Annotated in this window: 31 protein-coding genes; 16 read left to right on the top strand and 15 right to left on the bottom strand. The window is 58.1% G+C overall.

Annotation, left to right across the window (positions count from 1 at the left end):
• Positions 1–151: 151 nt before the first annotated feature.
• The 3 genes from era (at position 152) to ACR0FB_RS18050 (ending at position 1822) form a co-directional block, all read left to right on the top strand.
• Entirely contained in the window at positions 152–1060 is a 909-nt protein-coding gene (gene era / locus ACR0FB_RS18060) for a GTPase Era (protein ID WP_171169156.1), read from the top strand.
• Positions 1057–1386: a DUF1491 family protein gene (locus ACR0FB_RS18055; RefSeq protein ID WP_171724856.1), complete on the top strand. Its 330-nt coding sequence runs from the start codon at positions 1057–1059 to the stop codon at positions 1384–1386. The genes era and ACR0FB_RS18055 overlap by 4 nt, the downstream gene beginning before the upstream one ends.
• 112 nt (positions 1387–1498) lie before the next feature.
• Complete coding sequence (locus ACR0FB_RS18050; protein WP_171637557.1) at positions 1499–1822, top strand: SemiSWEET transporter; 324 nt, start codon at positions 1499–1501, stop codon at positions 1820–1822.
• 56 nt (positions 1823–1878) lie between these two features.
• On the opposite strand, the gene ACR0FB_RS18045 is transcribed toward ACR0FB_RS18050, so the two are convergent.
• Entirely contained in the window at positions 1879–2268 is a 390-nt protein-coding gene (locus ACR0FB_RS18045) for a VOC family protein (protein WP_171637555.1), read from the bottom strand.
• Between the two features lie 289 nt (positions 2269–2557).
• Entirely contained in the window at positions 2558–2809 is a 252-nt protein-coding gene (locus tag ACR0FB_RS18040; RefSeq protein WP_171637553.1) for a hypothetical protein, read from the bottom strand.
• A gap of 194 nt (positions 2810–3003) precedes the next feature.
• Here ACR0FB_RS18040 and recO point away from each other — a divergent pair, with 194 nt between their 5' ends.
• Entirely contained in the window at positions 3004–3729 is a 726-nt protein-coding gene (gene recO, locus ACR0FB_RS18035; RefSeq protein ID WP_480621550.1) for a DNA repair protein RecO, read from the top strand.
• Here the strand turns inward: recO and ACR0FB_RS18030 are convergent.
• The 3 genes from ACR0FB_RS18030 to ACR0FB_RS18020 form a co-directional block, all read right to left on the bottom strand.
• The gene (locus ACR0FB_RS18030) at positions 3713–4105 is read right to left on the bottom strand and encodes an META domain-containing protein (RefSeq protein WP_171637551.1); all 393 of its coding nucleotides are present in this window, start codon (positions 4103–4105) and stop codon (positions 3713–3715) included. The two genes, recO and ACR0FB_RS18030, sit on opposite strands and share 17 nt — an antisense overlap.
• A 40-nt stretch (positions 4106–4145) precedes the next feature.
• The gene (locus tag ACR0FB_RS18025; RefSeq protein ID WP_480621549.1) at positions 4146–4700 is read right to left on the bottom strand and encodes a hypothetical protein; all 555 of its coding nucleotides are present in this window, start codon (positions 4698–4700) and stop codon (positions 4146–4148) included.
• Between the two features lie 252 nt (positions 4701–4952).
• Positions 4953–6644: an acyl-CoA dehydrogenase family protein gene (locus tag ACR0FB_RS18020; protein ID WP_210093768.1), complete on the bottom strand. Its 1692-nt coding sequence runs from the start codon at positions 6642–6644 to the stop codon at positions 4953–4955.
• A 144-nt stretch (positions 6645–6788) separates the two neighbouring features.
• Between ACR0FB_RS18020 and ACR0FB_RS18015 the strand changes: the two genes are divergently transcribed.
• On the top strand, positions 6789–7553 hold the full coding sequence (locus ACR0FB_RS18015) for a sulfite exporter TauE/SafE family protein (RefSeq protein WP_171637544.1): 765 nt from the start codon (positions 6789–6791) through the stop codon (positions 7551–7553).
• Between the two features lie 4 nt (positions 7554–7557).
• Here ACR0FB_RS18015 and ACR0FB_RS18010 read toward each other — a convergent pair whose 3' ends face one another.
• From ACR0FB_RS18010 to ACR0FB_RS18000, 3 genes are all read right to left on the bottom strand, one after another.
• Entirely contained in the window at positions 7558–8112 is a 555-nt protein-coding gene (locus ACR0FB_RS18010) for a hypothetical protein (protein WP_348539545.1), read from the bottom strand.
• A gap of 24 nt (positions 8113–8136) precedes the next feature.
• Positions 8137–8427 carry a hypothetical protein gene (locus tag ACR0FB_RS18005; RefSeq protein WP_152457096.1) on the bottom strand — a complete coding sequence of 97 codons (291 nt, stop codon included), beginning with the start codon at positions 8425–8427 and terminating at the stop codon, positions 8137–8139.
• Between the two features lie 358 nt (positions 8428–8785).
• Entirely contained in the window at positions 8786–10384 is a 1599-nt protein-coding gene (locus ACR0FB_RS18000; RefSeq protein WP_209835297.1) for a phosphoenolpyruvate carboxykinase, read from the bottom strand.
• Between the two features lie 343 nt (positions 10385–10727).
• Between ACR0FB_RS18000 and ACR0FB_RS17995 the strand changes: the two genes are divergently transcribed.
• Genes ACR0FB_RS17995 through ACR0FB_RS17965 form a run of 7 tightly spaced genes read left to right on the top strand, consistent with a single transcriptional unit; the run spans position 10728 to position 16150 of the window.
• Positions 10728–11432 carry a response regulator transcription factor gene (locus ACR0FB_RS17995; RefSeq protein WP_171169148.1) on the top strand — a complete coding sequence of 235 codons (705 nt, stop codon included), beginning with the start codon at positions 10728–10730 and terminating at the stop codon, positions 11430–11432.
• 32 nt (positions 11433–11464) lie between these two features.
• Positions 11465–13183, top strand: coding sequence for an ATP-binding protein (locus ACR0FB_RS17990; RefSeq protein WP_480621548.1), 1719 nt, complete (start codon positions 11465–11467; stop codon positions 13181–13183).
• A 19-nt stretch (positions 13184–13202) separates the two neighbouring features.
• Positions 13203–13658 carry an HPr kinase/phosphorylase gene (locus tag ACR0FB_RS17985; protein ID WP_480492386.1) on the top strand — a complete coding sequence of 152 codons (456 nt, stop codon included), beginning with the start codon at positions 13203–13205 and terminating at the stop codon, positions 13656–13658.
• The gene (gene rapZ, locus ACR0FB_RS17980; RefSeq protein WP_152457102.1) at positions 13655–14536 is read left to right on the top strand and encodes an RNase adapter RapZ; all 882 of its coding nucleotides are present in this window, start codon (positions 13655–13657) and stop codon (positions 14534–14536) included. Before ACR0FB_RS17985 ends, rapZ begins: the two co-directional genes overlap by 4 nt.
• Positions 14533–14925, top strand: coding sequence for a PTS sugar transporter subunit IIA (locus ACR0FB_RS17975; RefSeq protein WP_152457103.1), 393 nt, complete (start codon positions 14533–14535; stop codon positions 14923–14925). The genes rapZ and ACR0FB_RS17975 overlap by 4 nt, the downstream gene beginning before the upstream one ends.
• A 16-nt stretch (positions 14926–14941) precedes the next feature.
• Positions 14942–15211: an HPr family phosphocarrier protein gene (locus tag ACR0FB_RS17970; RefSeq protein ID WP_152457104.1), complete on the top strand. Its 270-nt coding sequence runs from the start codon at positions 14942–14944 to the stop codon at positions 15209–15211.
• A 39-nt stretch (positions 15212–15250) separates the two neighbouring features.
• Positions 15251–16150 carry a lysophospholipid acyltransferase family protein gene (locus ACR0FB_RS17965; RefSeq protein WP_480621547.1) on the top strand — a complete coding sequence of 300 codons (900 nt, stop codon included), beginning with the start codon at positions 15251–15253 and terminating at the stop codon, positions 16148–16150.
• Between the two features lie 74 nt (positions 16151–16224).
• Here the strand turns inward: ACR0FB_RS17965 and ACR0FB_RS17960 are convergent, their stop codons facing one another.
• Positions 16225–17100 carry a 3-hydroxybutyryl-CoA dehydrogenase gene (locus tag ACR0FB_RS17960; protein WP_171637532.1) on the bottom strand — a complete coding sequence of 292 codons (876 nt, stop codon included), beginning with the start codon at positions 17098–17100 and terminating at the stop codon, positions 16225–16227.
• A 162-nt stretch (positions 17101–17262) separates the two neighbouring features.
• Between ACR0FB_RS17960 and ACR0FB_RS17955 the strand changes: the two genes are divergently transcribed.
• Positions 17263–18066, top strand: a complete 804-nt coding sequence (locus tag ACR0FB_RS17955) for a DUF6473 family protein (RefSeq protein WP_480621546.1) — start codon at positions 17263–17265, stop codon at positions 18064–18066.
• Between the two features lie 50 nt (positions 18067–18116).
• Here ACR0FB_RS17955 and ACR0FB_RS17950 read toward each other — a convergent pair whose 3' ends face one another.
• The 6 genes from ACR0FB_RS17950 to ACR0FB_RS17925 form a co-directional block, all read right to left on the bottom strand.
• Positions 18117–19046 carry an electron transfer flavoprotein subunit alpha/FixB family protein gene (locus ACR0FB_RS17950; RefSeq protein WP_480621545.1) on the bottom strand — a complete coding sequence of 310 codons (930 nt, stop codon included), beginning with the start codon at positions 19044–19046 and terminating at the stop codon, positions 18117–18119.
• A complete protein-coding gene (locus tag ACR0FB_RS17945) occupies positions 19046–19804 on the bottom strand; it encodes an electron transfer flavoprotein subunit beta/FixA family protein (protein ID WP_171637528.1) in 759 nt (252 codons plus the stop codon). The genes ACR0FB_RS17950 and ACR0FB_RS17945 overlap by 1 nt, the downstream gene beginning before the upstream one ends.
• Positions 19805–19995: 191 nt before the next feature.
• The gene (locus tag ACR0FB_RS17940) at positions 19996–20568 is read right to left on the bottom strand and encodes a cob(I)yrinic acid a,c-diamide adenosyltransferase (protein WP_152457109.1); all 573 of its coding nucleotides are present in this window, start codon (positions 20566–20568) and stop codon (positions 19996–19998) included.
• Positions 20569–20772 (bottom strand): twin transmembrane helix small protein, encoded by a 204-nt coding sequence (locus ACR0FB_RS17935; RefSeq protein WP_152457110.1) that lies wholly within the window; start codon positions 20770–20772, stop codon positions 20569–20571.
• A 78-nt stretch (positions 20773–20850) separates the two neighbouring features.
• A complete protein-coding gene (locus tag ACR0FB_RS17930) occupies positions 20851–21678 on the bottom strand; it encodes an SDR family NAD(P)-dependent oxidoreductase (RefSeq protein ID WP_480621544.1) in 828 nt (275 codons plus the stop codon).
• 69 nt (positions 21679–21747) lie between these two features.
• On the bottom strand, positions 21748–22377 hold the full coding sequence (locus ACR0FB_RS17925; protein ID WP_480621543.1) for an SH3 domain-containing protein: 630 nt from the start codon (positions 22375–22377) through the stop codon (positions 21748–21750).
• Between the two features lie 203 nt (positions 22378–22580).
• Here ACR0FB_RS17925 and parC point away from each other — a divergent pair, with 203 nt between their 5' ends.
• The 3 genes from parC to ACR0FB_RS17910 form a co-directional block, all read left to right on the top strand.
• On the top strand, positions 22581–24929 hold the full coding sequence (parC, locus tag ACR0FB_RS17920; RefSeq protein WP_171724866.1) for a DNA topoisomerase IV subunit A: 2349 nt from the start codon (positions 22581–22583) through the stop codon (positions 24927–24929).
• Positions 24930–25024: 95 nt separating this feature from the next.
• A complete protein-coding gene (locus ACR0FB_RS17915) occupies positions 25025–25618 on the top strand; it encodes a hypothetical protein (RefSeq protein WP_480621542.1) in 594 nt (197 codons plus the stop codon).
• 112 nt (positions 25619–25730) lie between these two features.
• Positions 25731–25821, top strand: a 91-nt coding sequence (locus ACR0FB_RS17910) for a GTP-binding protein (RefSeq protein ID WP_215675807.1), incomplete at its 3' end; no start/stop codon positions are given.

Raw genomic sequence — 25821 nt, 5'->3', positions numbered from 1 at the left:
ACTGAAAGGATTTGCTGCCGGGCTGGAACTGGCTGGGCATCTAATCCTGTCCTGCCACTGCAAGTGCAGGGCTGCAATGCGACAAATCCCTCTGGCCCGCCGCCCCTTTCTGCTATAGGGGGGCGCAGTTGCAGACAGGATTGCCAGACACATGACCACACGCGCCGGATTTATCGCCCTGATCGGAGAGCCCAATGCGGGCAAATCCACCCTCCTGAACCGCATGGTCGGGGCCAAGGTGTCGATCGTGACGCATAAGGTGCAGACCACCCGCGCGCGTATCCGCGGCGTGGCGATGGAAGGCGACGCGCAACTGGTCTTCGTCGACACGCCGGGCCTGTTCAAACCCCGCCGCCGACTGGATCGCGCCATGGTCGCCGCCGCATGGGGCGGGGCCGCGGATGCCGACATCGTTGTGCTCATGGTCGAGGCGCATCGTGGCATTACTGAAGGCGTCGAGCGCATTCTAGAAGGTCTGGAAGAGATCGGGCAGGGCCGCACGATCGCGTTGGCCATCAACAAGATCGACAAGGTGCCGTCCGAGAAGCTGCTGGCGCTGACCAGTGACCTGAACGCGCGCTACCCGTTTGCCGAAACCTTCATGATCTCTGCTGAAAAGGGACACGGCGTCGAGGATTTGCGCAAGTGGCTGGCCTCTGAACTGCCTGAAGGCCCGTGGTTGTATCCCGAAGACCAGATCGCCGATCTGCCCCTGCGCATGATCGCCGCCGAAATGACGCGCGAGAAGCTGACCCTGCGTCTGCATCAGGAATTGCCCTATCAACTGACCGTCGAGACCGAAAACTGGGAAGAGCGCAAAGACGGCTCTGCCAAGATCGATCAGGTCATCTATGTCATGCGCGACGGCCACAAGGGCATCGTTCTGGGCAAGAAGGGCGAGACGATCAAGGCCGTCAGTCAGGCCGCACGGGCCGAGCTGGAAGAATTCCTCGACCGCAGGATTCACCTGTTCCTGCAAGTGAAGGTCCGGCCCAATTGGCTGGAAGAATCCGAGCGGTATTCGGAAATGGGGCTGGATTTCAAAGACGGAAACGCATGACGCGGCTGACGGCGGAATTCTGGGTTCACGCCTATCTGGCGCGGCTGCGATTTCAGGATATCCCGGCCTATGTGGTTGCCCATGGCGATGACACCGCAGGCGCAGTTCTGGTCAAGCTGAACACACTAAACGGGCAGGCCGTTGCCTTCCAACGCAGCTTTGATCTGATGAGTGGCGAACGGAAATGGGTCGAACTCTCGTCCGGCCTTGAAGGTGACGTGGACCAGGCCATTCAGCGCCAACGCAGCTTTGACCCCGACCTCTGGGTGATCGAGGTCGAAGACCGGCAGGGGCGGCACCTGCTGGGCGAAGAAGGGCTGGAGTGACCACGGTACAGACGGGTCTTTGACGCAGAGACCAAAATGACTATTTTACCCCGGCAATTACACTGGCAGGGCTGGCTTGCCCTGTGGACAGGCGCAACCAAGAGGTGCTTTCGTGGCTAAAACGCTTGCTGAGAAACTGGAAAAATCGGAACTCGGCCACTGGATGCAGCGTTTCGAAAGCTTCATGGTCTTTGTCGGGGTTGTTGGTCCTTTTGCCACGCTTCCGCAACTGATCAAGCTCTACTTCACCCATTCCGAACACGCTACTGGTCAGTCGCTTCTGTCCTGGTCGCTTTATGCCGGGCTGTCCTTCCTGTGGTTCGCATATGGTCTGGTGGTCGGCAAGTTGCCCATCTATGTGGGCAACGGTATCTCGATGGTGCTGAACCTGCTGATGGTCATAGGAATTCTGGTTCATGCGGGTGTGACGTTCTGAACTTCACGCTGGCTTGGGTCTTTCTTGTTCGCGGTCGCAGACGATGCTCGGGGCCATCAATCCGCGTCGCCAAAATAGACAAAGCTCATCTTGTTCCCATCGGGGTCGCGTGCGTAGGCACCAAAAAAGTTTGGGCCATATTGGGGGCGGTCCCCCGGATCACCTTCGTTTGTTCCGCCATTTGCAAGCGCGGCCGCGTGCGCCTCACGCACTTCCTCTGTGCTTTGGCACAGCAGGCCAACCATGTTTCCGTTGCCGATCGTCGCGTCTTTTTTGTCGAACGGTGTCGCGACCCATATGCATCCGCCGCCGCGCAGCTCATAACATACGGCATGCGGCATATACTCAGCGACGACCTTTCCGCCGATCCGGGGCATAACCGCGTCGTAATAGCTGCGTGCCTTGGCAACGTCGTTGGAACCGATCATGACGTAATTAAGAGACATTTTGGGAATCCCGTTTTGGAACATAAGTAGAACATTATGGCCTGAACGGGATTAAAGCAACGCATTCTTTTGCCCGCAGTTGGCGATACCCCGGACGACAGAGGGGTTTCCATCGACCAAGGGGCAGCAGGCGCGTTCTGCCGGGGCACATTGGTGATCTGAGGAATGGCGGCGGGTTCATGTTGAGGCACAACGGAATCCACCGTGGTCAGGTCTGGTCGCTATATCGGACTGGACCGTTGCAATGAAAAGCCGATGCTCTGCCCTTCAGTCTTTGCATGTCTTGGGATTACGCGCCATGTCCGCCGTTCCACCCGTCTTCATACTCGCCCAACACCCTGGACAGGTGCAGCAGAGAGGCAGAAAAGCGTGCGTAGACATCCCTCGACAACATCGGCTTGTTGTCATCCAAAACCTGCACAAGTTCGACGATGGCTGACGCAAATGTCTCATAGACCTGCATGTCTGCCGCCGTTGGATCCGGTGTCCAGATTTCGAGTTCGTCGTAATATGTGGCGGGTTTCGGTTCGTCATCGATCATGCTGCGGCCCCTTTTGTTGAAGCGCAGTTGGGGGTCGTAAAAACACGTACAAGCCGGGTGGCGCGAAGTCACAAAACTATGGCAGCTTCGGAAAAGAACACGCGCTGAAAAGGGGTTGAAGCACTTCCGCTCTTGCGTGCCAACGTCGCTTGGGATTTTCTGCGAACCAACCAAACCAGCAACAGGGTCAGGTTTTGGACTGGCGCGATCACGGAATACTCCTGACATTACGCCGCCATGGTGAAACAGCGGCGATCATCGAGGTCTTTACCGAAGGCCACGGGCGCCACGCAGGTGTGATGCGCGGCGGGACCAGCCGCAAGATCGCGCCGATCCTGCAACCTGGGGCGCAATTGGACGTGCTGTGGCGTGCGCGGCTGGAAGAACATATCGGCACCTTTCAGGTCGAACCCCTGCGGTCCCGCGCGGCAGCCGCTTTTTCAGGGCGGCTGGCCTTGTCCGGGCTGAACGCGGTCGTTTCGCTGTTGTCCTTTTGTCTGCCCGAACGGGAACCACACCCCGCGCTTTATTCCCGGACGGAACAGTTGATGGATCTGTTGGGGCAGGACGAGGTCTGGCCTCTGGCCTATCTGCGATGGGAGGTCGCGTTGCTTGACGAACTTGGCTTTGGCCTTGATCTGACAGCCTGCGCCGTGACCGGTGTGACCGAAGGATTGATCTATGTATCCCCCAAAACAGGCCGTTCCGTCAGCGCCAATGGCGCCGGGGAATGGGCTGACAAGCTGTTGCCTCTGCCGCCTTGTCTGCGAGGTGAGGGCACTGCGCCCGATGCCGAGGTCGCAGAGGCCCTGCGCACAACCGGATATTTCCTGGAGCACCGCGTTGCTCCGTCTTTGGGGCATAATCCGCTGCCCGAAGCGCGGGCTCGGTTCGTGGATCAGGTCACTCGGCGGCTGTGAACACCATCTCGTGCCCGTCCTCATTGCGCAGGATCAGAACATTGCCTGACACCTCGGATTGGGTCATGGCCATGAGGGCGGCAAAGTAGACCCCTTCCGCCTCGAGTCCCGCGCAGGCGGCGCGCGTCGCGTTGAGGTTCTGAACCTCAAACCAAGGGTAAGGCGCGTTGAGTGTTCCGTCATAGCTGTTGCACGGAGCGTTGCCGGCAATCCTGCCTTCTTCCGGAAACCGCAGCAGAGCGCTCGCCTCATAGGGCTGACCATCGATCTCCTGCAGCACCCAAATCTGGTCCGCCGCACCATAGGCGGCGACGGTTTCGTCCTTGTCGCATTGGAACAGTGCCAACAAGGGCAGGGTCAGGATCAGACGAGTCATGGCTGGGTCTTAGCGCATAGGGGATGTTGTTGGAACCGGATCAGTAAGGAAGAGACCCGTTCAGCAGTTGCGCACGCACTTCCTGCCGGGGTTTCCAGTTATAGCGCGTATCTTCACGCACCGGCGCCCAGAACAAGGCACCGCTGTTGCGCCATGGGTCGAGGATGATACCGTCATACATTGTGTCCCCCTTGGCGCTGATCGATGCCGAATGGTGGATGATGCGAAACGGGGTCGGCGGCGACGTGGCCCAGTTCAGGTCCAGCGTCAGGAAATTTTCCTGCCGCAAGCGTTTGGTCATCGCTTCGGCCCAGTCATTGCACAGGCCCTTTTCGCGGAACCCGTTGATGACCTTGGCGTTGTGGATGATAGCCGGGTCGGTGACATTCCAATCCCGTGCCAACTGCTGCGAGTAGGAATAGGCGATTGTGGCCGCCCTCTGAGCCTCGGCCGGATCGACATCCGACCCGAGCGCCTGGATCGACTGAGCCAGCGCATCAATATCGTTCCGGCTCACCGTCGGTTGAGACGTGGTGCAAGCCGCCAGAGCAAGAGCCGCAAGAACAGCACACATGGCAAGGAAAGATCGGGTCATGCGGTATCCCAAAAGTTAATTTCGACGTCTCGTGTTCGGCTGATGCTCTACCGGTGAAAGGGGCGGGATCAAAGGGGGAAGTTTTGAAACACGTGGGTCATTTGTGACCGTCACGCGGGCTACGAGGGGCGATGGTATGTTTTGTACAAAACACACTCTGCATGGTTCGGACCGCGTACAGATTGTACAAAACAGGAAAAAGACCCGGCGCAAGCGCCGGGCCAGTCGGGGAAACAGGGCTGCCGGAATGGGTCACCCGAGCAGACGTCGTGCGATGACCTGTGCCTGAATCTCGGCCGCCCCTTCGAAAATGTTAAGAATACGCGCGTCGCACAGAACGCGGCTGATCTTGTATTCCAGTGCAAAGCCGTTTCCGCCGTGGATTTGCAGCCCGTTGTCCGCCGCAGCCCAGGCCACACGCGCGCCAAGCAGCTTGGCCATACCGGCCTCTAGATCACAGCGCTGGCCGTGGTCTTTTTCCCATGCGCTGAAATAGGTCAGCTGGCGCGCGATCATGATCTCGACCGCCATCATTGCCAGCTTGCCCGAGACACGCGGGAAGTTGATCAGCGATTTGCCGAATTGCTTGCGGTCGACGGCATATTGCATGGCGATATCCAGCGCGCTTTGCGCCACGCCGATGGCGCGCGCGGCGGTCTGGATACGGGCACTTTCAAAGGTTTCCATCAGCTGTTTGAAACCCTTGCCTTCTTCACCGCCCAGCAGGTTTTCACCCTTGACGTGAAAGCCGTCAAAGCCCAGCTCGTATTCCTTCATGCCGCGGTATCCCAGAACCTCGATCTCACCACCGGTCATGCCGGGGGTGGGGAAGGGATTGTCGTCCGTGCCGGGTGTCTTTTCCGCCAGGAACATGGACAGGCCGCGGTGATCGGTGCTGTCGGGATCGGTCCGCGCCAGCAACGTCATGACATGGGTCCGCGCGGCGTGGGTGATCCAGGTCTTGTTGCCGGTGATCCGGTAATCACCGTTCTCGTCCTTCACGGCACGGGTGCGCAGGCTGCCAAGATCCGAGCCGGTGTTGGGTTCAGTGAAGACAGCCGTCGGCAGAATTTCAGCGCTGGCCAGTTTTGGCAGCCAGTTGGCTTTTTGCTCGTCCGTACCGCCGGCAATGATCAACTCGGCCGCGATTTCCGAACGCGTGCCCAGCGAGCCGACGCCGATATAGCCACGCGACAGTTCTTCGGAAACGACGCACATGGATGCTTTGGACAGTCCGAAACCGCCAAACTCTTCCGGGATGGTCAGCCCGAAAACGCCCATTTCCGCCAGTTCTTCGATGATTTCCAGCGGGATCAGCTCATCCTTGAGGTGCCATTCATGGGCATACGGTTCGACCTTTTCCTGCGCATAGCGGCGGAACTGGTCGCGGATCATTTCCAGTTCTTCGTCCAGGCCCGACGCGCCGAACATTGTGGCGCCGGCCTGATCTTGCATCAGCTCGACCAAACGGCTGCGTGCGGCTTGTGAATTCGCCTGCGCCATCAAGGTCTGTACTTCGGACGACTGAAAGCCCGACAGCGCATCCCAGCCGAGACCCATATCCTGAAGGCGCACGACTTCGCCCTGGTTCATCGGGATGCCGCCTGCGACCTGATGCAGGTACTCGCCAAAGGCGATCTGGTGAAGCAACTGCTCGACCTCACCGAACTTGCCTTCGGCCTGAAGTGCTTCGGCCCAGCGCTGCATCTGTTGCAGCGACTGGTTATACGTGGCCAGCCAGGCCAGGCCATGCGCGGCGGTCTGGTTTGCCTCGATCAGAGCGCCAGAGATACGGCCATCCGCCGAGACCATGTCGCGCACGGATTCACGGGCTTTTTCAAAAACAGCTTCTACCGCGGGTAGGGCAGCCCGGGTCAAATTCAGAAGATCGGGCAAAACTGCAGCAGTTGTCATCTCGGTCATATCCTGTCCGTCGTGGGCCATGAATCGCGTCCTTTCCTCGGTCGTCTGGTCATATCATGCTGCACGTGCAGCGCAACAAAAATACTTATTACGCTGCGAAAAAGTTCAAAAATTACCCCACCATTTTTGCAATGCAGAAGAAAATCCAGATGATATCTAGGGGGCATGACCCTGTTTTCCATTCTTTCCCCGCAGGAACTGTTGTTGGCCATGGCAATCGCGTTTGCCTCTGGGTGGGTCAAGGGCATGGTTGGTTTCGCGATGCCCATGATTTTGGTATCAGGGTTGAATTCATTTCTGCCGCCGGATCTGACCCTGGCGGGACTTATCCTGCCGACGCTGGTGACCAATGGGCTGCAGGCCCTTCGCGGTGGCCGTGTCGCCGCGTTTGCCTCGATTCGGCGCTTTCGGGTCTTCCTTGTTGTTGGCGGTCTTCTTCTGCTGCTGAGCGCACAGTTGGTCGCATTGATCCCAGGGTCTGTCTTTCTGGTTCTGATGGGCGGCTTTGTGTCAGTTTTTGCGCTGTTACAGGTTCTGGGGTTCAGAATGGCGCTGAACCAACCCTCGACCGCAGTCGAGGCTGTGGTTGGTGGCTTGGCTGGGTTTGTTGGCGGCATGTCAGGAGTTTGGGGGCCTCCGACAGTTGCCTATCTGACGGCGCTGAACACCCCCAAGACCGAACAGATTCGAATTCAGGGCGTAATCTACGGTTTGGGGGCGGTTTTGTTGCTGGTCGCACATCTTGGATCAGGCATTCTGTATGCAGAAACACTTGAGTTTTCGGCAGCCCTGATCGTTCCGGCCCTGGCCGGGATGTGGATCGGCATGAAGCTGCAGGACCGTATTGATCAGGCAAGCTTTCGCAAGGCGACCTTGTTGGTATTGCTGATCGCGGGCCTGAACCTGCTTCGACGCGGTTTGGTGGGGTAACACGTCAGCCCGAGCGCTTGTCGGCAAACCGGAAAGCAAAATACAGGCCCAGCATCAGAAAGAACAAACCCGAGATATCGCCGATCAGGAATGCGATATATTCCACCGTCGCGCTGCCAAAAGCCAGGTTGGTCAACCCGGAGACAAGGAAGGACGTTACGATTCCGATGCCCATCACACATATCCAACAGGGTTTGCGATCCGGACGGGGAAACAGATCCCACCCGATTGCCTTGAGAAGATAGAACACGATCGGGGCCGTCAGAACCGCAATCGCCATGGCCATCAGGCGGCTGGGCAGGAACACATCCGTTTGACCCAAATAGGCAAAAACGATGAACACGCCGGGCAACAATGCGAAAACGGCGCGCCACCCCAACAGCCACGCCGACAGAACCCGCACGCCATGCGGCAGAAACAACAGGCTCGCCCTGCTTGGGTATTCCGGGAAAAACACGTTCTGTAACGGCATGAGGACGGCGAATGTAAGGAACGACGCCAGCACATAGGCCAATGAGGCCAGAAGCGTTTCAGTAGCCCACCCGCGCAAAGTAATCACGGCCTCTTGCGCGGGTGGATCGCATCATTTGGGTGCATGAACGATATACCGTCCCCGGTTGGCGCTGCCGCTTTGAGAAAGATAGCCTTTTTCGACCAGCGACTTCAGTGCGCGAAAGAATGTTGGGCGCGAAACACTTTGAACCAACGTGTGCTCGATCAGGCCGAATGTGCGCACTTCCTGATCGGACTTGGAAAGCTCTTCGGCGGCATAGTAGATGTCGCGTTCAACCGGAGATAGTTTTTCCAGGCCTAAAGTGCGCTCCATGCTTTGCATCAATTTGCGCAGTTCGGTGAGTTTCGAGATCTCAGTCATAATGTTACCTATCGTTTGCCGTGTCATTTGCCGCCTAATTGCGACTGTTTGAGCCATGCTGAATGACGCGCAAGTCAGCCGGTCTCGTGTTGACACTCATCCCCATTTACTTAGACTAGGTGACTGATTAGGTTGCTCAATCCAGCGTTGTGAGTGTGCGCACATGAGCAACCCCCAATCTAATTTCAGTCAGTGCCCGGCGCAAAAGTGCCGGGTTTTTTCGTCTCAGCGATTACCAGGGCTAGCGCAAATTTCATTTTGAAACAACGCAATTGTATGTGCTTTTTGCGACAAACAACCTTAGGGAGAAGCACAGTGAGTGTAGTAAAAAAGGGGCGCTGTGGCCCCTTTTCCTGATTTATCCGATTGCGACGGCTTTGATGTCATCGTCAATGAAGGGCAGATATTGTTCAAAGTTCTCGGCAAACATCTGCACCAGTTTTTCGGCCTGTTTGTCAAAGGCTGCCTGATCGTCCCAGGTACGGCGCGGGTCCAGCAGAACTTCGGCAACCCCCGGGACAGAGACTGGAACGTCAAAGCCGAAATTGGCATCCTTGCGGAACTCGGCGTCGCGCAGGGACCCTTCCAGAGCGGCGGTCAGCAAGGCGCGTGTCGCGCGGATCGGCATCCGGCTGCCCACGCCATAGGCGCCGCCGGTCCAGCCGGTGTTCACAAGCCAGCAGGTCGCGCCGTGCTGGGCGATCTTGTCCCGCAGCAGATTGCCGTATTCCTCAGGGCGACGGGGCATGAACGGCGCGCCGAAACAGGTCGAGAATGTCGGCTGCGGCTCGGTGATGCCGCGTTCGGTCCCGGCGACTTTTGACGTGAAACCCGACAGGAAGTGATACATGGCCTGTGCCGGCGTCAGCCGCGCGATCGGAGGCAGAACGCCAAACGCGTCGCAGGTCAGCATGATAATATTCTTCGGGTGACCACCCAGTGCGCTTTTGGATGCGTTCGAGATATATTCAAGCGGATAGGCGCAGCGCATGTTGGCGGTCAGCGAGTCATCGTCGAAATCCAGTTCCTTGGTTTCGGGGTCGAAGACCATGTTTTCGATCACGGTTCCGAACTTCGAAGTGGTGGCATAGATTTCCGGCTCTGCCTCGGCATTCAGGTTAATGGTCTTGGCATAGCAACCGCCTTCGAAGTTGAAGGTGCCGCGATCGGACCAGCCGTGCTCGTCATCCCCGATCAGTATGCGCGAAGGATCTGCGGACAAGGTGGTCTTTCCGGTGCCGGACAGGCCAAAGAACACGGCCGTATCGACCGGGTTGCCAACAGCATGGTTGGCCGAGCAGTGCATCGGCATCACGCCTTTTTCAGGAAGCATGTAGTTCAGCAGGGTGAAAACGGACTTCTTGTTTTCACCGGCATATTCAGTGCCGCCGATCAGGATCAGTTTGCGGTCGAAGTTCATCGCAATCACAGTCTCGCTGCGGCAGCCATGCTTTGCCGGGTCGGCCTGAAAGCTGGGGCAGTTGATGACAGTGAAATCGGCCGTGAACTCATCCAGATCTTCGCGGTCCGGGCGACGCAGAAGGTGGCGGATGAACAGGTTGTGCCACGCCAGCTCGGTAACCATTCGTACATTGATTGCGTAAGCCGGGTCCGCACCACCGACGAGGTCCTGCACGAAATAATCGCGGCCCTTCATGTGAGCCAGCATGTCTTCGTACAGCGCGTCAAAGCCCTCGGGGCTCATTTCGGCATTGTTTTCCCACCAGATGGTGTCGGCAACGGTGTCGGTCTTGACGACGTGTTTGTCCTTTGGCGACCGGCCGGTGAACTTGCCTGTGGTAACCAGGAACGCTCCACCATTGCCAAGTGTGCCTTCGCCGCGCTTCAGCGCCTCTTCGATCAGCGCCGGCTCCATGAAGTTGTAATAGACATTGCCCAGACCCTCGATGCCCTGATCTTCGAGGCGGAATTGCGGGTTAACCCGTCCAGATGTCATGTGTGTCTTCTCCTGTGGCGGCGCGAAGGTCGTTGGCCGTTGCGCCTTTGGGGCAGTGAGCCGGGAAAACCGGCGGCTGAGCGCGTCTTATCACGGTCGTTCATGGCATGAACAGGCGGGTTTGACGCAGTTAGCGCAACCAAGTCCGGGTTTAGCGCCATCAGAAATTCAATGTCGGAAAAGCGGGCAGATTTTTGCGGGCATAAAGGCAAATTTGCCGCAGACCTGCCGCAACAAAGGCATGATTCGCAGTTACGGATTGATTCGGCGTCTTAAAACCGCCAACAATGCCTTACAAATAAGCGAATTATTGCGCGAGTGAGCAGGAATAGGGGTGAGCCCGATGTCAAAGATTGCACTTGTGGATGACGATAGAAACATTCTGACGTCTGTATCCATGACCCTCGAAGCCGAAGGTTTCGAGGTTGAAACATATAATGATGGCCAGGCCGCGTTGGATGCGTTCAACAAGAAACTGCCGGACATGGCTGTTCTGGATATTAAGATGCCGCGGATGGACGGCATGGATCTGTTGCAACGGCTGCGTCAGAAGACGCAGATGCCGGTGATCTTTCTGACCTCGAAAGACGATGAGATCGACGAGGTTTTGGGCCTGCGCATGGGCGCGGATGACTATGTAAAGAAACCTTTTTCGCAGCGTCTGCTGGTCGAACGCATTCGGGCCTTGCTGCGCCGGCAAGAGGCGACAAGCGGCGATGCGGTCGCATCCAACAGCAATGACACCAAAGTCATGGAGCGCGGCGACTTGCGGATGGACCCGCTGCGCCATGCGGTCAGCTGGAAAGGTAATGATGTGTCCCTGACCGTGACCGAGTTCCTGCTGCTTCAGGCGCTGGCCCAACGTCCGGGATTCGTCAAAAGCCGCGACCAGCTGATGGATGTCGCCTATGATGATCAGGTCTATGTGGATGACCGGACGATCGACAGCCACATAAAGCGTCTGCGGAAAAAGATGCGCGCGGCTGATCCCGAGTTCTCGGCGATCGAAACCTTGTATGGTATCGGTTACCGGTACAACGAAGAATAGGCGCCGCCGCCTGCAAGAGGTAATGGGGTCTCGTGCGCGACACCGAACAAGCCAGCGAATTGCGCGACGGTGACGTCGTTCTTGGGGATGACTGGGTCATTCCCCAGGACCCCGAGTCAGCGGAGCTGAGGGAAAAGCGATCGCGGAGAAACCTGTTTTCGCTGCGTGGTTCTCCTCTGGCGCGCAAAATCATCACGTTCAATCTGATCGCTCTGGTGATCCTGGTCACTGGGTTGTTGTATCTGGACGACTCGCGAAAAGAGAAGGTTCAGCAGACCGCCCGCAATCTGCTGGGCGATGCGCAACTTGTCAGCAACGTTTTTGAAACCCAGTTGCGTCAGGGCGCACAGCAATCCGGGCAGAATGCCGGGAACCTGGACGTCAAGGATACCCTGTCTGGCCTCACCTTACCCGAAGGGGGCGAGGTTTTTGTTTATGACGCCAGTGGCACGCTGATCGGCTGGACACGTGGTGCTCCGCAAGCCTCTGACATGCCGGTTCTTCTGCAATCCGAGGCCGAGATGCAGACCGGCAGTACGGTGATCAGCGACACGCTGCATGCCGTTTGGACGGGTTTGTCAAACCTGCTGAACTGGTCGACTGACACCGAGGCACCGACGTTGGCGCAGCGTGTTCAGACCATTATTCCACAAGCGATTGCCGGTCAAAGCCAGGTGCAGGCGGTACAAGATGGAGCGGGTGAGACGGTCATCGTGGCTGCGGCACCAGTTCTTTATCAGGATGTACCCGCCGGCGCGGTGGCGATTACCGGCCCGGCTGGTGAAATCGACGCGCTTGCCCGCCGCGAGCAGGAGCGCATTCTTCAGATGTTTGTCGTGGCCCTGCTGGTTTCCGTGGGCCTCAGCCTTGTCCTGGCCTCGACCATTGCGAACCCGCTGGCCGATCTGGCATCCGCGGCAGAGATGGGCAAAGACCGGGGCACGGGTGTCAATCCCGGGCGCATCCGCATTCCCGACCTCAGCGCCCGTCCTGATGAAATCGGGCGTCTCAGCCGCGCTTTGCGGGGTATGGTGACCGCGCTCTACAACCGGATCGACGCAAACGAACAGTTTGCCGCCGATGTCGCCCATGAAATCAAAAACCCGCTGGCCAGCCTGCAATCCGCCGTGGGAACGCTGCGGATGGTCAAGCGCGAGGATCAGCGCGACAAGCTGCTGGACGTGATCGAGCATGACGTACGGCGTCTGGACCGGCTGGTCAGCGACATATCAAATGCGTCGCGTCTGGATGCGGAACTGGTCAAGGAAGAAGAGCAGCCCTTTGACCTGCTTAAGCTGCTGGGCAATCTCGGCCAGTATCTGGGTGAAGATGCACGCTCCAAGGGCATCGATTACATTACGGATCTGCCCTCTGAGCCAATTGTGATCAACGGGCTGGAAGCGCGTCTTGCGCAGGTCTTTGTCAATCTGATCACCAACGCCATTTCGTTCTGCGAGGAAAATGACGCAATTCGCGTTTGGGTCCGGCAGCGGGACAACCGCGTGCTGGTGGTTGTCGAAGACACTGGCCCGGGGATTCCCGAACAGGCGCTTACCAAAGTGTTCAAGCGTTTCTACTCGCAGCGTCCGGCGGAACATTTCGGCAATAACTCGGGTCTCGGCTTGGCGATCTCCAAGCAGATTGTCGAAGCGCATGGCGGGGTGATCTGGGCTGAGAACATCCGCCCGACAGAGGCCGATATCACATCGGATCCGCTGGGTGCCCGCTTTGTCGTGGGGTTGCCCGTCTAAATCCATGCATATTGATTCGTTGTCACTCGCGAAAGATCAGGACAGCGCCTGTGTTCATGCCTCCTGCGTTTCGGTTGCCGGACGCGGGCTTTTGATCATCGGTGCGTCCGGCACAGGGAAGTCCGGGCTGGCGTTGCAAATGATGGCGTTCGGCGCGAAACTGGTCGCCGATGACCGAGTCAATCTAGAGATGCAGCAGAATCGGGTGATCGCTTCGGCCGTATCGCAGATTCGCGGTTTGATCGAGGCGCGCCAAATTGGCCTGATCAAAGCCGAACCCAGCGGTCCGGTTCCGCTGGATTACGTGGTGGATCTGGATCAGCCTGAGCCCGAGCGTCTGCCCGACCCTTTGACGGTTTCCGTGCTGAGGCAAACTGTTCCCTTGCTTAGGGGCGCGGGCGTGCCCAACTTGGCTGTAGCGATGATGCAGCTTCTAGGAAATGGGCACGTAAACCCGGAATGGCCGAACACATGACATCGCAAAGACGGATCGTACTTGTCACGGGGCCCTCTGGGGCAGGCAGATCCACAGCCATTCATGTGCTGGAAGATCTGGGCTTTGAAGCCATCGACAATCTGCCGATGGGTCTTTTGTCGCGCTTGCTCGACAGTGCTGACAGCGACCGTCCGATGGCTTTGGGTATAGATGCCCGCAACCGTGATTTTTCGACGATCGGTTTCATAGAATTGGCTGAAAAGCTGGGCCGTTTGGCGCAGGTCGATCTGACGGTTCTGTACCTGGATTGCAGTGATGATGTTCTGGTGCGTAGGTTTTCAGAAACCCGAAGGCGGCATCCCGTCGCCAAGAATGCCAGCCCGGAAACCGGCGTTCAGCGCGAAAAAGAGCTGCTGGCGCCGATACGTGAGATTGCGGATACACTGATCGACACCAGCCTTCTGAATGTGCATCAGCTGCGGGAAGAGGTCGAGAACTGGTTCGCCCCGCAAGGCGGGCGGCATCTGGCGGTTTCCATCGAATCCTTTTCTTACAAACGCGGTCTGCCGCGTGGATTGGACATGGTGTTCGATTGCAGATTTCTGGCGAATCCGTACTGGCGCCCGGAATTTCGCGCAGCGGATGGTCGAAACCCTGACGTTGCGCACTATGTGCAGTCAGACGCTAACTACTTACCGTTTTTTGAACGTGTGCTGGACTTGCTGACCCTGTTGCTGCCGGCTTTTCGGGCCGAGGGCAAAGCGCATCTTTCCGTGGCGTTTGGGTGCACAGGGGGCCAGCACAGATCAGTTGCCCTGGCAGAGGCCGTTGCAAAGGCCCTTGCGGAAGACGGGCAGCAGGTGGCAATTAGGCATCGCGAGATGGAACGTCGGTCGTTGAATGTGAGGTCGGATTGATCGGAATTGTGATCGTTGCACATGGTGGGTTGGCTCAGGAATACCTGGCCGCCACACAACACGTGGTCGGACCACAGGCCAGCCTCGTGGCGGTCGCGATCGAGGCTGACCATGATCGGGACGAAAAACAGGCCGAAATCTGCCGTGCCGCGGACGAAGTGGACACCGGAGATGGTGTCGTTGTTGTCACCGACCTCTTTGGCGGAAGCCCCTCGAATCTCAGCCTGCGTGCCTGCGCGCCTCAGGATCGGCGTATTCTGTATGGGGCAAACCTGCCGATGCTGATCAAATTGGCCAAAAGTCGCCACTTGCCCATTGGTGATGCCGTCCGTCAGGCAATGGAGGCTGGACGGAAGTACATCAATGCGCAGAATGTGACATTGGATTAAAAACGGATTATTGAATATGACGAGCCGAAGCCTAAAAATTATCAATGAAAAGGGCCTGCATGCACGCGCCTCGGCAAAGCTGGTTGAGGTAGTCGAGGGGTTTGATGCACATGCTGAGGTGTCAAAAGACGGACTTTCTGCATCGGGCGACAGCATCATGGGCCTTTTGATGTTGGCAGCATCGCGCGGAACAACTATTGACGTCGAGACGTCCGGGCCGGATGCTGAGGCATTGGCAGAAGCTCTGGAAACGCTTGTGAACGACAAGTTCGGAGAGGGGTTCTAAGCCACCCCGCCGGGACAGGAAGAACGGGAAGACCAGGAATTGGCGGAAACGACGCACGAGACCAAGACAAACCCGGTGGTGGATGGGACCACAGATCAGGGTGAGATCTACGACCGTAGAACGCTGACCTATGCGAATTCATTCGACGATGCCTGGACAGCGACCGCCATTCGGGCCATCGAGTGGTGCACAGGCAAGCTGACCATTTTGCGCATGGTCAACAAGTTCGAAAAAAAGAACGAATACTATCGCGGCCAGCGGTTCTGGGGCGGTGCCCTCAAGACTATGGGAATCGACCTGACCACACCGCAGGAACAGATTGACCGCATTCCCAAGACCGGCCCGGTTGTTGTTGTCGCGAACCACCCGCACGGTATGGTCGATGGCATGATTTTGGCAGAACTGATCGGTCGGGTGCGCAGCGATTACCGCATCCTGACCCGTTCGGTCCTGACAGGGCTGGACGAAGCGGCCACGTCATTCATGATTCCGGTTCCGTTCCCACATGACCCCGAGGCGCAGGCCAAGATGCTGGAAATGCGCGGCAAAGCCATGAAACATCTCAAAAACGGCGGCGTTGTGGCGCTGTTCCCATCCGGTGTTGTGATGTCCTCGGATGATTGGTTCGGGCCTGCGATCGAGCGGGAATGGAACGTGTTCACCGCCAAGATGATCCGCCGTTCAGGCGCGCGTGTCGTGCCGATTTTCTTTCCGGGCAGCAATTCGCGCTGGTATCAGATCGCCAACCGTGTCTCTGCAATTCTCCGGCAGGGATTGTTGCTGCACGAGATCGTCCGATCCTGCAACAAACCTCAGTCGCCGGTGATCGGCGAACCGATTTCAGACCGCGACATGGAACTGCTGGAACGCGACCCGCGCGGTTTCATGGCCTGGCTCAGAAATCACACCATGTCTCTGGGCAAGTCGGAACAGACCTGACCCGCGTCTTCATCTGGCCAAAAATATCCCGGGGGTGAGCCCGGACAAAGTCCGGGCGAGGGGGTTGGCCCCCTTCAGCGTGTCGGTACCGGAACTTCACCACGGTAATCATAAAAGCCGCGCTCGGTCTTGCGCCCCAGCCACCCGGCCTCGACATATTTCGTCAGCAGGGGGCAGGGGCGGTATTTGGTATCGGCCAACCCGTCATGCAACACGTTCATGATCGCCAGACAGGTATCCAACCCGATGAAGTCCGCCAATTCCAGCGGGCCCATGGGATGATTCGCCCCAAGTTTCATGGACTGGTCGATGGATTGAACGTTCCCCACACCTTCATAGAGTGTGTAGACAGCCTCGTTGATCATGGGCATCAGGATCCGGTTCACGATAAAGGCCGGAAAGTCCTCGGCGCTGGCCGCCGTTTTGCCCAACCGATCCACCACCGCTTTGCAGGCCTTGAAAGTTTCTTCATCCGTGGCGATGCCGCGGATCAATTCCACCAGCTGCATAACAGGGACAGGGTTCATGAAATGAAAACCCATGAACCGTTCGGGCCGATCCGTGCGGCTTGCCAGGCGGGTGATGGAAATCGAGGATGTATTTGACGTCAGAATCGTATGCGGCAGCAGGTGAGGTTGCAGGTCCTCGAAAATCGCCTGCTTGATCGTTTCCCGCTCGGTTGCTGCCTCGATAACCAGATCGGTTTGGCCCAGTTTCGGCAACTCAAGCGTGGTCGTAATCCGTTTCAGTGCAGCCTTCATCGCCTCTTCGGTGATTTTGCCACGCGACGCCTGCCGCGCCAGGTTACCTTCGATTGTGGCAATGGCGTTGTCCAGAGCATCCTGGCTGACATCGTTCAGCAAGACGTCGTATCCCGCCAACGCCATAACATGGGCAATGCCGTTGCCCATTTGCCCCGCGCCAATCACCCCGACCGATTTAACTTCCATGTTCAGCTGCCTTTGCCCTGTAGGATACCGCGACAGTATCGGCAGACCGGGGCAGGCGGCAAGAGGATCAAGGCGGTCAATTTCGCTTCAAATGCGCGCATTAGGAAAATCTCAATATCTAAGGCCGCAAGATGGCACCGGGTGAGAAAACGGGGGCTTGATATGAGCTTTCATCAGACAAACAGCGGCGGGGAGTCCGCCTGCCAATATGCCAACTCGAAACTTTGGTTCCGGGGTCCACCCGGCACGTTGAACCAGCCCTATGTGGCCTGTCTGGGAGGAGAGGAAACTTTCGGCAGATTCGTCGATTACCCGTTTCCTGCCGTGCTTGAGAAGCGATTGGGAAAGCCATGCGTAAACTTCGGCAGCCTGTTTTGCGGAATCGAAGCGTTGTCCACTGATCCGGGGGTGCTGAATCTGGTCAATCAGTCAGACCTGTGCGTGTTGCAGGTGCCCGATCTTCTGCGTCAATCGAACCGGTTTTACCGCGTGCACCCGCGTCGCAACGATCGGTTCCTTGAACCCACCGCGGACTTGCTGGGGCTGTACCCGGATGTTGACTTCACGGAAATCCATTTTGTGCGCCATTTGTTGGAGCAGCTGAGCGCAACAGAAGACGCACGATTCGAAGTCGTAACGCAGGAGCTGCGAGAGGTCTGGATACGCGCCACCGGGGACTTGATAGAACGGGTCGAACCCGGCGTGGTTCTGCTTTGGCTGCATGTGCAGCGGCAAACCGGATCGCATGTCGACCATATCGTGCCCGACGCCGCCATGATCGAAATGCTACGCCCGCTATGCGCAGATGTCGTCGAGGTTTCGGTCGCTGTATCCGCGCGATCGGATGCTCTCGAAGACGTAATGTTCGGAACGCTTCAGCAGCCAATTGCGGAACATATGATCGGCCCGTCCGCGCATCGAGAAATTGCCGAACACCTGCTAATCGCCTTGCGGAACCTGAACTGAAAAAGGCCCGCCTGTTGGCGGGCCTTTACAGATCAATCCGGATATCCGGTTCAGCCGAGCTTTTCGGTCAGTTCCGGTACCGCCTGGAACAGGTCTGCGACCAGGCCGAAATCGGCGACCTGGAAGATCGGCGCCTCTTCGTCCTTGTTAATCGCCACGATGACCTTCGAGTCCTTCATGCCGGCCAGGTGCTGGATCGCGCCCGAAATACCGACGGCGACATACAGATCTGGGGCAACAACCTTGCCGGTCTGACCCACCTGCCAGTCGTTCGGCGCATAGCCCGAGTCAACGGCCGCACGCGACGCACCAACCGCAGCGCCCAGCTTGTCAGCCAGGGCTTCGATCAGTTTGAAGTCTTCTTCCGAGCCGACACCGCGGCCGCCCGAAACAACAACGCCGGCCGAGGTCAGCTCTGGACGGTCGCTTTCGGCAACCTTGTCCTCAACCCAGGACGACAGGCCGGGGTTCTCGCCGACCGACACGGTCTCGACCGCGGCCGAACCACCTTCGCCGGCAGCGTCAAAGCTGGCGGTCCGGATGGTGACGACCTTCTTGGCGTCGTTCGACTTCACGGTCTGGATCGCGTTGCCCGCATAGATTGGGCGCTCAAACGTAGAGCCATCGACCACGCCCGAGGCATCCGAGATCACCATCACGTCCAGCAGCGCTGCAACGCGCGGCATCACGTTCTTGGCGTCGGTGGTGGCAGGGGCAACGATGTGCTCATACCCATCGGCCAGGCCCACGATCAGGGCTGCGGTCGATTCCGCCAGGCGGTGGCCCAGCGATGCGTCTTCGGCGACCAGAACCTTGGATACGCCGTCGATCTTGGCGGCGGCCTCACCGGCAGCAGCGGCAGACCCACCAGCGGCCAGAACGGTCACGTCGCCCAGCACTTTCGCGGCGGTCACGGCCTTTGCGGTCGCATCCATCGCCAATTCGCCGTTGTTCACTTCGGCAAGCAGAAGTACAGCCATTACACAGCCCCCGCTTCTTTGAGTTTCTCGACCAGCTCGTCAACCGAGCCCACGATGATGCCCGCCGCGCGCGCCGGCGGCTCTTCGGTCTTGACGATTTCCAGACGCGGGGTGACGTCGACGCCGTAATCGGCGGCGGTTTTCTCGTCCAGCGGCTTTTTCTTCGCCTTCATGATGTTGGGCAGCGAGGCATAGCGCGGCTCGTTCAGACGCAGGTCGACGGTGATGATGGCGGGCATCTTGACGCTGATGGTCTGTAGGCCGCCATCGACCTCGCGGGTGACCTTGGCGGTGTCGCCTTCGATGTCCAGCTCGGACGCGAAGGTGCCCTGGGACCAGCCCAACAGCGCCGACAGCATCTGGCCGGTGGCGTTCATGTCGTTGTCGATCGCCTGCTTGCCTGCCAGAACAATGCCGGGCTGCTCTTCTTCGACCACTTTGGCCAGGATCTTGGCAACGGCCAGAGGCTCGATATCGGTGTGTACATCGTCAGTCGCCACAACCAGGATTGCGCGGTCAGCCCCCATGGCCAGCGCCGTGCGCAGCGTCTCCTGCGCCTGCTTCACGCCGATCGAAACAGCAACGACCTCGTCGGCCTTGCCGGCTTCTTTCAGGCGGATAGCTTCTTCCACCGCAATCTCGTCGAACGGGTTCATCGACATTTTGACATTGGCGAGATCAACACCGCTACCGTCCGCTTTCACGCGGACCTTCACATTGTAGTCAATCACGCGTTTGACAGGCACCAGTACCTTCATTGTAGCGCTTTCTCCTCAAAAAAACGGTAAGCCGCGCAGGCGACTCCACCAATGCTCTCGACCGACTAGATAGCGCCTGCCGCAGTGGCACAACAGAGCAAAATCGTCACGTCATGGCGTCGGGACGTCGCGTTTTGCAATTTTTTTGCCAAGTGGCGAAAGAATATTACCCGCGACTCTGTATTTCGCGATCAGCGGTTCGCGCCCGGAACCCACAACACGTCGTCTTTGCCGTTTGCGTTTGCGCAGCGTGCTGCAACAAAGAACCAGTCGCTGAGACGGTTGAGGTATTTGACCGCCACGTCGTTGACGGGCTCCATATTCGTCAGCTCGACCGCAAGCCGTTCCGCCCGGCGCGAAACGGTCCGGCAGACATGCAGATGTGCTGCCAAGCGCGAGCCACCGGGCAGGATGAAACTGCGCAGAGGTTCCAGCGTCTCGTTCATTGCGTCGATCTCGGCTTCCAGCCGGTCGATCTGGGCAGGCACGATGCGTAGGGGGGGATAATCGGCCTCGGCGTCTTTTTCCATGTCGGGGCGACAGAAGTCGGCACCCAGATCGAACAGGTCATTTTGAATGCGCGACAGCGCGGTTTCGACATCACCTTCGGCCTCGGTCCGTGCCACGCCGACAAAAGCGTTCAGTTCGTCCACGGTGCCATAGGCTGCAACGCGGCCCGAATATTTTGCCACGCGCTCTCCGTTGCCCAGGGCGGTTTTCCCGTCATCGCCAGTGCGTGTGTAGATTTTGTTGAGTACGACCATTTATTGAACTCCCTGTCCGCGCAGATACACGAAAAGCACGATCAGCAACACGGCGATGAACTGAAAGAGAATGCGCAGGCGCATCATCTTGTTGCTTTTCTTGGCCGCTTCCATGCCGCCTTTGCCGAAATTCGCGATGCCTAAAGCCAGCACTACGACAACTGCCGCCATAGCCAGAAGCAGAATGACCATCACAAGGTCCATTTGAAGTCACCGTCCGGTTTTTTTCGATTACCACCCATCTAGCGTCAGGGCGTCGAAAAGCGAACGGGAAATATCGTCTCAGATATCCGAAAGGATTCGATCAGAGGCGTTTGTAGGCAGAATGCGGCGCAGTATCCCGGCGATATATGTCGGAGTGGTCACATAGTAACGTGGTTTGGGGCGTCGGGCCTCGACCGCATGGGCCAGCTTGTCCGTGACGGCAGAGGCGGGCAGTTCAAATCGGTCTGGCCCACTGCTTTCATAAAGGCGATTAAGCAGTGAGCCTTCATACTTCTCCCGAATGGCCGAGTTTTCCCAGTCGATGTATTTCTCGAACAATGGGATCGCCTTTTCCCGGAGTTTTGAGGTGATGGGGCCGGGTTCGATCAGGGCGACGTGGATGTCGGTATCCCGAAGTTCCAGCCGCAGCGTGTCGGTCAGCCCTTCGATCGCGTATTTTGTGGCGACATATGCGCCGCGCCACGGGAAGGCGACAAGCCCCAGAACCGAGGAACACTGCACAATCCGGCCATGACCCTGTTCCCGCATGACGGGAATGACCTGTCGGGTCAGCTCGTGCCAGCCAAAGACATTGGTCTCAAATATATGGCGCAGGCCATCCGTCGGAACATCCTCAACCGCGCCGGGCAAGCCATGTGCGCCATTGTTGAAAAGGGCATCCAGAGAGCCGCCTGTAGCCTCGAGAACGTGGGACAAGCCCGATGTAATGCTGTCTGCATCAGTGTAGTCGATTCTGGGGCTTTCAAAGCCCTGTGCGCGTAGGCGATCACAGTCGCGTTGCTGGCGGCAGGATGCAAAAACGCGCCAGCCTCGTGCACGCATCCCGTGTGCTGCGTCCAGACCGATGCCTGACGAGCATCCCGTGATAAGAATCGATTTCTGCATATACCTTCCGAGCCTGATCCCCGCCCATAGCTATGGCGGGGTTTGCGGCAGGGCAATGACACTTCGATGTCAGTTCGTTGTTTTCCGGACGAGTGATGCCGAAATCCACCCAACCTGTTGCCCCGGCAACACGCGCAGGCGCAACCAGCCGGTACCTGAGTCCCCAAATACCTCAACCTGCTGGCCGATCCTGGCTTTGCCGATGATCGGATAGATCGTCCCCGGCCCATCGCGCAGGTTCACGCGGGTTCCCGAAATTTCACGGATATCCTTGGCGGCCTCGACAGGGGCGGGCAGTTCGACCGTTGGTAGCTCGGCGTCGGTGGTGACCTGTTCGAGAGAGGCCAGACCCTGTTCCAGCGATGCAAGGGTCAGAGTGACGTTTTCGTCAGCGAACAGTGAGGGGTTTGCCTTCAGACCAGCCGCGACTTGCGACAACAGCGCTTTGGTTTCTGCTTCGTCCAATTCGGCGACAGGTTCAGTGACCGGTGCGACCGGCGCCGGAGGCTTCACCGCGGCGCGCACGACCAACGTTTCCGCGGGCGCGGGTTCGATAGCTGGTCTTGAAGGTTTCGGGACAATGGCAACACGCTCGGGCTCCGCTGTGCGGACCCCGCGCGGCTCAAAGTCCGGACCTCCGCTCATCACGTAAAAAGCCCAGCCGAGCGCGGCGAAAGTAACAAGTACAAGGCGCGTCATGGCGCATCCCCCAATTCAATCGTAACAACAAAAAAGGCAGCAATCATTCAATTGTTGGAATGGTAGCATAATAGAAGGGCAGAGTCGAAAATTCGGGGAAAACACCGACTTGCCTCCCCCTGTTGCAAAAAGCCCGACTTGTCCCCAGTAAAATACGCGTTGCTTGCTTTACCAAGGCGTTCTTGCGTCGTATCACATCATATATGAACGATACGATCGACGACCCCAACATGGAGGCCCCCGACCACGGGGGTGAGGTTGCAGAACCGCTGCGCCGCGCGATAGGCGAGCGTTACCTGACCTATGCGCTGTCCACAATCATGCACCGCGCCCTGCCGGACGCGCGGGACGGATTGAAGCCGGTGCACCGGCGAATCCTCTTTGCGATGAGAGAGCTGCGACTCAGCGCAACCGGAGGTTTTCGCAAATCCGCCAAGATTTCCGGCGACGTGATGGGTAATTACCACCCGCATGGCGACGCCGCGATTTACGACGCAATGGCGCGCCTGGCGCAGGACTTCAACGTGCGTTACCCGCTGGTCGACGGGCAGGGGAATTTCGGGAATATCGACGGCGACAATCCGGCGGCCTCGCGATATACCGAGGCGCGGATGACCATCGTGGCCGAGGCGCTGCTGGAAGGTCTGAACGAAGACGCCGTGGATTTCCGCGACAACTATGATGGCACGCTGACCGAACCTGTGGTGCTGCCTGCGCAGTTTCCGAATCTTTTGGCCAACGGCGCCAGCGGTATCGCCGTCGGCATGGCCACGAACATCCCGCCGCACAACATCTCGGAGCTTTGCGACGCCTGCCTGCACCTGATCAAAACACCGGACGCGCGGGACGACACGTTGCTGAACTATGTCCCCGGCCCGGATTTTCCGACCGGTGGCGTGATCGTCGAACCGCCCGAGAACATCGCGCAAGCCTATCGCACCGGGCGCGGCTCGTTCCGACTGCGCTGCAAGTTCGAGGTCGAGGATCTGGGCCGTGGCCAGTGGCAGATCGTGGTCACCGAGATTCCCTATCAGGTTCAGAAATCCAAGCTGATCGAAAAGATCGCGGAACTGATCCAGACCAAGAAAATCCCGATCCTCGCAGATGTGCGCGACGAATCCGCCGACGATATCCGTCTGATCCTTGAACCGCGTTCGAAAAACGTGGACCCCGAGGTTCTGATGGGCATGCTTTATCGCAACTCGGACCTCGAGGTGCGGTTCAGCCTGAACATGAACGTGCTGATCGATGGGGTGACGCCCAAGGTCTGTTCGATGAAGGAAGTTTTGCGAGCCTTCCTCGATCACCGGCAAGAGGTGCTGCTGCGCCGCTCGCGTCACCGCATGGCCAAGATCGACCACCGGTTGGAAGTGCTCGAAGGCTTTATCGTCGCCTTCCTGAACCTCGACCGTGTGATCGACATCATCCGTTATGACGACGACCCCAAGGCCGCGCTGATGCGCGAGGATTGGGGCATCGACCACGTTCGCGCCACCGACGAATCTGACTACGTCACGCCTAAGCCGGGCGAGGGCGAGCTGTCGGAAGTTCAGGTCGACGCCATCCTCAATATGCGCCTGCGCTCCTTGCGCCGTCTGGAAGAGATGGAGCTGGTTCGCGAACGCGACGCGCTGATGGAAGAACGCGCCAATCTCGAAGATCTGCTGGCCGACCCCGCCCTGCAATGGGCCAAGATTGCCGAGCAATTGAAAGAGACGAAAAAGACCTTTGGCAAAGATTATGAAGGCGGTGCGCGCCGCACCCGGTTTGCCGAGGCGGGGCAGGTCGAGGAAGTTCCGCTTGAGGCGATGATCGACAAGGAACCGATCACGGTCGTCTGCTCGCAGATGGGCTGGATTCGCGCCATGACCGGCCATATCGACCTGAAGCGAGAGTTGAAGTTCAAGGACGGCGACGGCCCGCGTTTCATCTTCCACGCGGAAACGACCGACCGGTTGCTGGTCTTTGCCTCGAATGGCCGATTCTATACTGTCAGCGCAGCCAACCTGCCTGGCGGGCGCGGCATGGGCGAGCCCTTGCGCCTGATGGTGGATTTGCCCAACGAGGCGCAGATCATCGACATCCTGATCCACAAGCCGGGGCGCAAGCTGCTGGTGGCCTCGGACGCGGGCAACGGCTTTATGGTGCCGGAAGATGACGTGCTGGCGCAGACGCGCAACGGCAAACAAGTGCTGAACGTCAAGGGTGATGAGACGGCCATGATCTGTAAGCCTGTGGAAGGCGATCATGTCGCTGTCGTGTCCCAAAACGGCAAATTCCTGGTCTTCCCCACGGAAGAACTGCCAGAGATGGGTCGCGGCAAGGGCGTGCGTTTGCAGAAATACAATATGGCGCGGGGCCGTCAGGGAACGCTTGAGCTGGATGGGGGCTTGTCCGACATCACGACGTTCAACTGGGAAGACGGTCTCAAATGGTCCATGGGCGGCGACAAGACCCGACATGAGGCGGATATGACGCAATGGCTGGCAAAACGCGCCAGTGTCGGGAAAAAACCGCCCTATGGCTTCCCGCGCGACTATAAGTTTTCGTGATCGCGCTGCTGCGCGGGTGAATTTCCGCCGATACGGCTTTGCACAACCCGTATCGGTGCGCTAGATCAACAAAAACAGGCCTATCGAGACGACACATGTTGCGCATTCTGACGCTGATCACCGGACTGGCCCTGATGGCCGCTTGCACACAGACACAGGTGTATGAGCCGCCTGAATCCCTCGGAGAATTCAAGCTTCGTGTGAATTATGCCTTTGCGGACAAGGCCGTTCAGGGACCTGTATCGCGGGACGCCACACCTGACGAATGGACAAAAGCGATCCAGAACGCGGTTGATATTCGTTTGGGGCGTTACGAAGGCTCACAGGATTATGACCTTGGCATCAGCCTTGAAGGTTACATGCTGGCCCCGCCGGGGATCCCTGTGATCTACAACCCCAAAAGCACTGCGATTGTGTTGGTCAACGTCTATGACGTGAAGAAAAAAGAGTTTCTGGCCAAGGGTAAGCAATTCCAGGTGCTGGAAGACACCACCGGCGGAAGTGCCCTCAAAGGATCGGGGCATGAGCGCACAAAAGAAGAACAGATGAGCGGTCTGGCCCTCAAGATAGCCGACCGGGTCGAGGAATGGCTGGCTGAAGAGCACAAGGAAAATGGCTGGTTCGACAAACGGCCGGACCTTATCCAGCCGTTGGAATCTGTCGAGGTCACGCAAAATCCGGCAGGATAAGCGCTTTTCCCTCAGGATGTGCTTGATTTTCCCCTTTGAACCAAATATCTCGCGCGCGCAGATGTAACCACGGGACCAAGGGTCCCCCAAATCGCAAAAGGGCGCCTGAGGAATGGCAAAGGAAAAGTTTGAGCGTACAAAACCGCACGTCAACATCGGCACGATTGGCCACGTTGACCACGGCAAGACCACGCTGACCGCAG

The sequence above is a fragment of the Ruegeria sp. P10 genome, from assembly GCF_056534925.1.
Note: the sequence above shows the minus strand (reverse complement) of the source record. Positions and strands in the feature narration are given on the sequence as shown.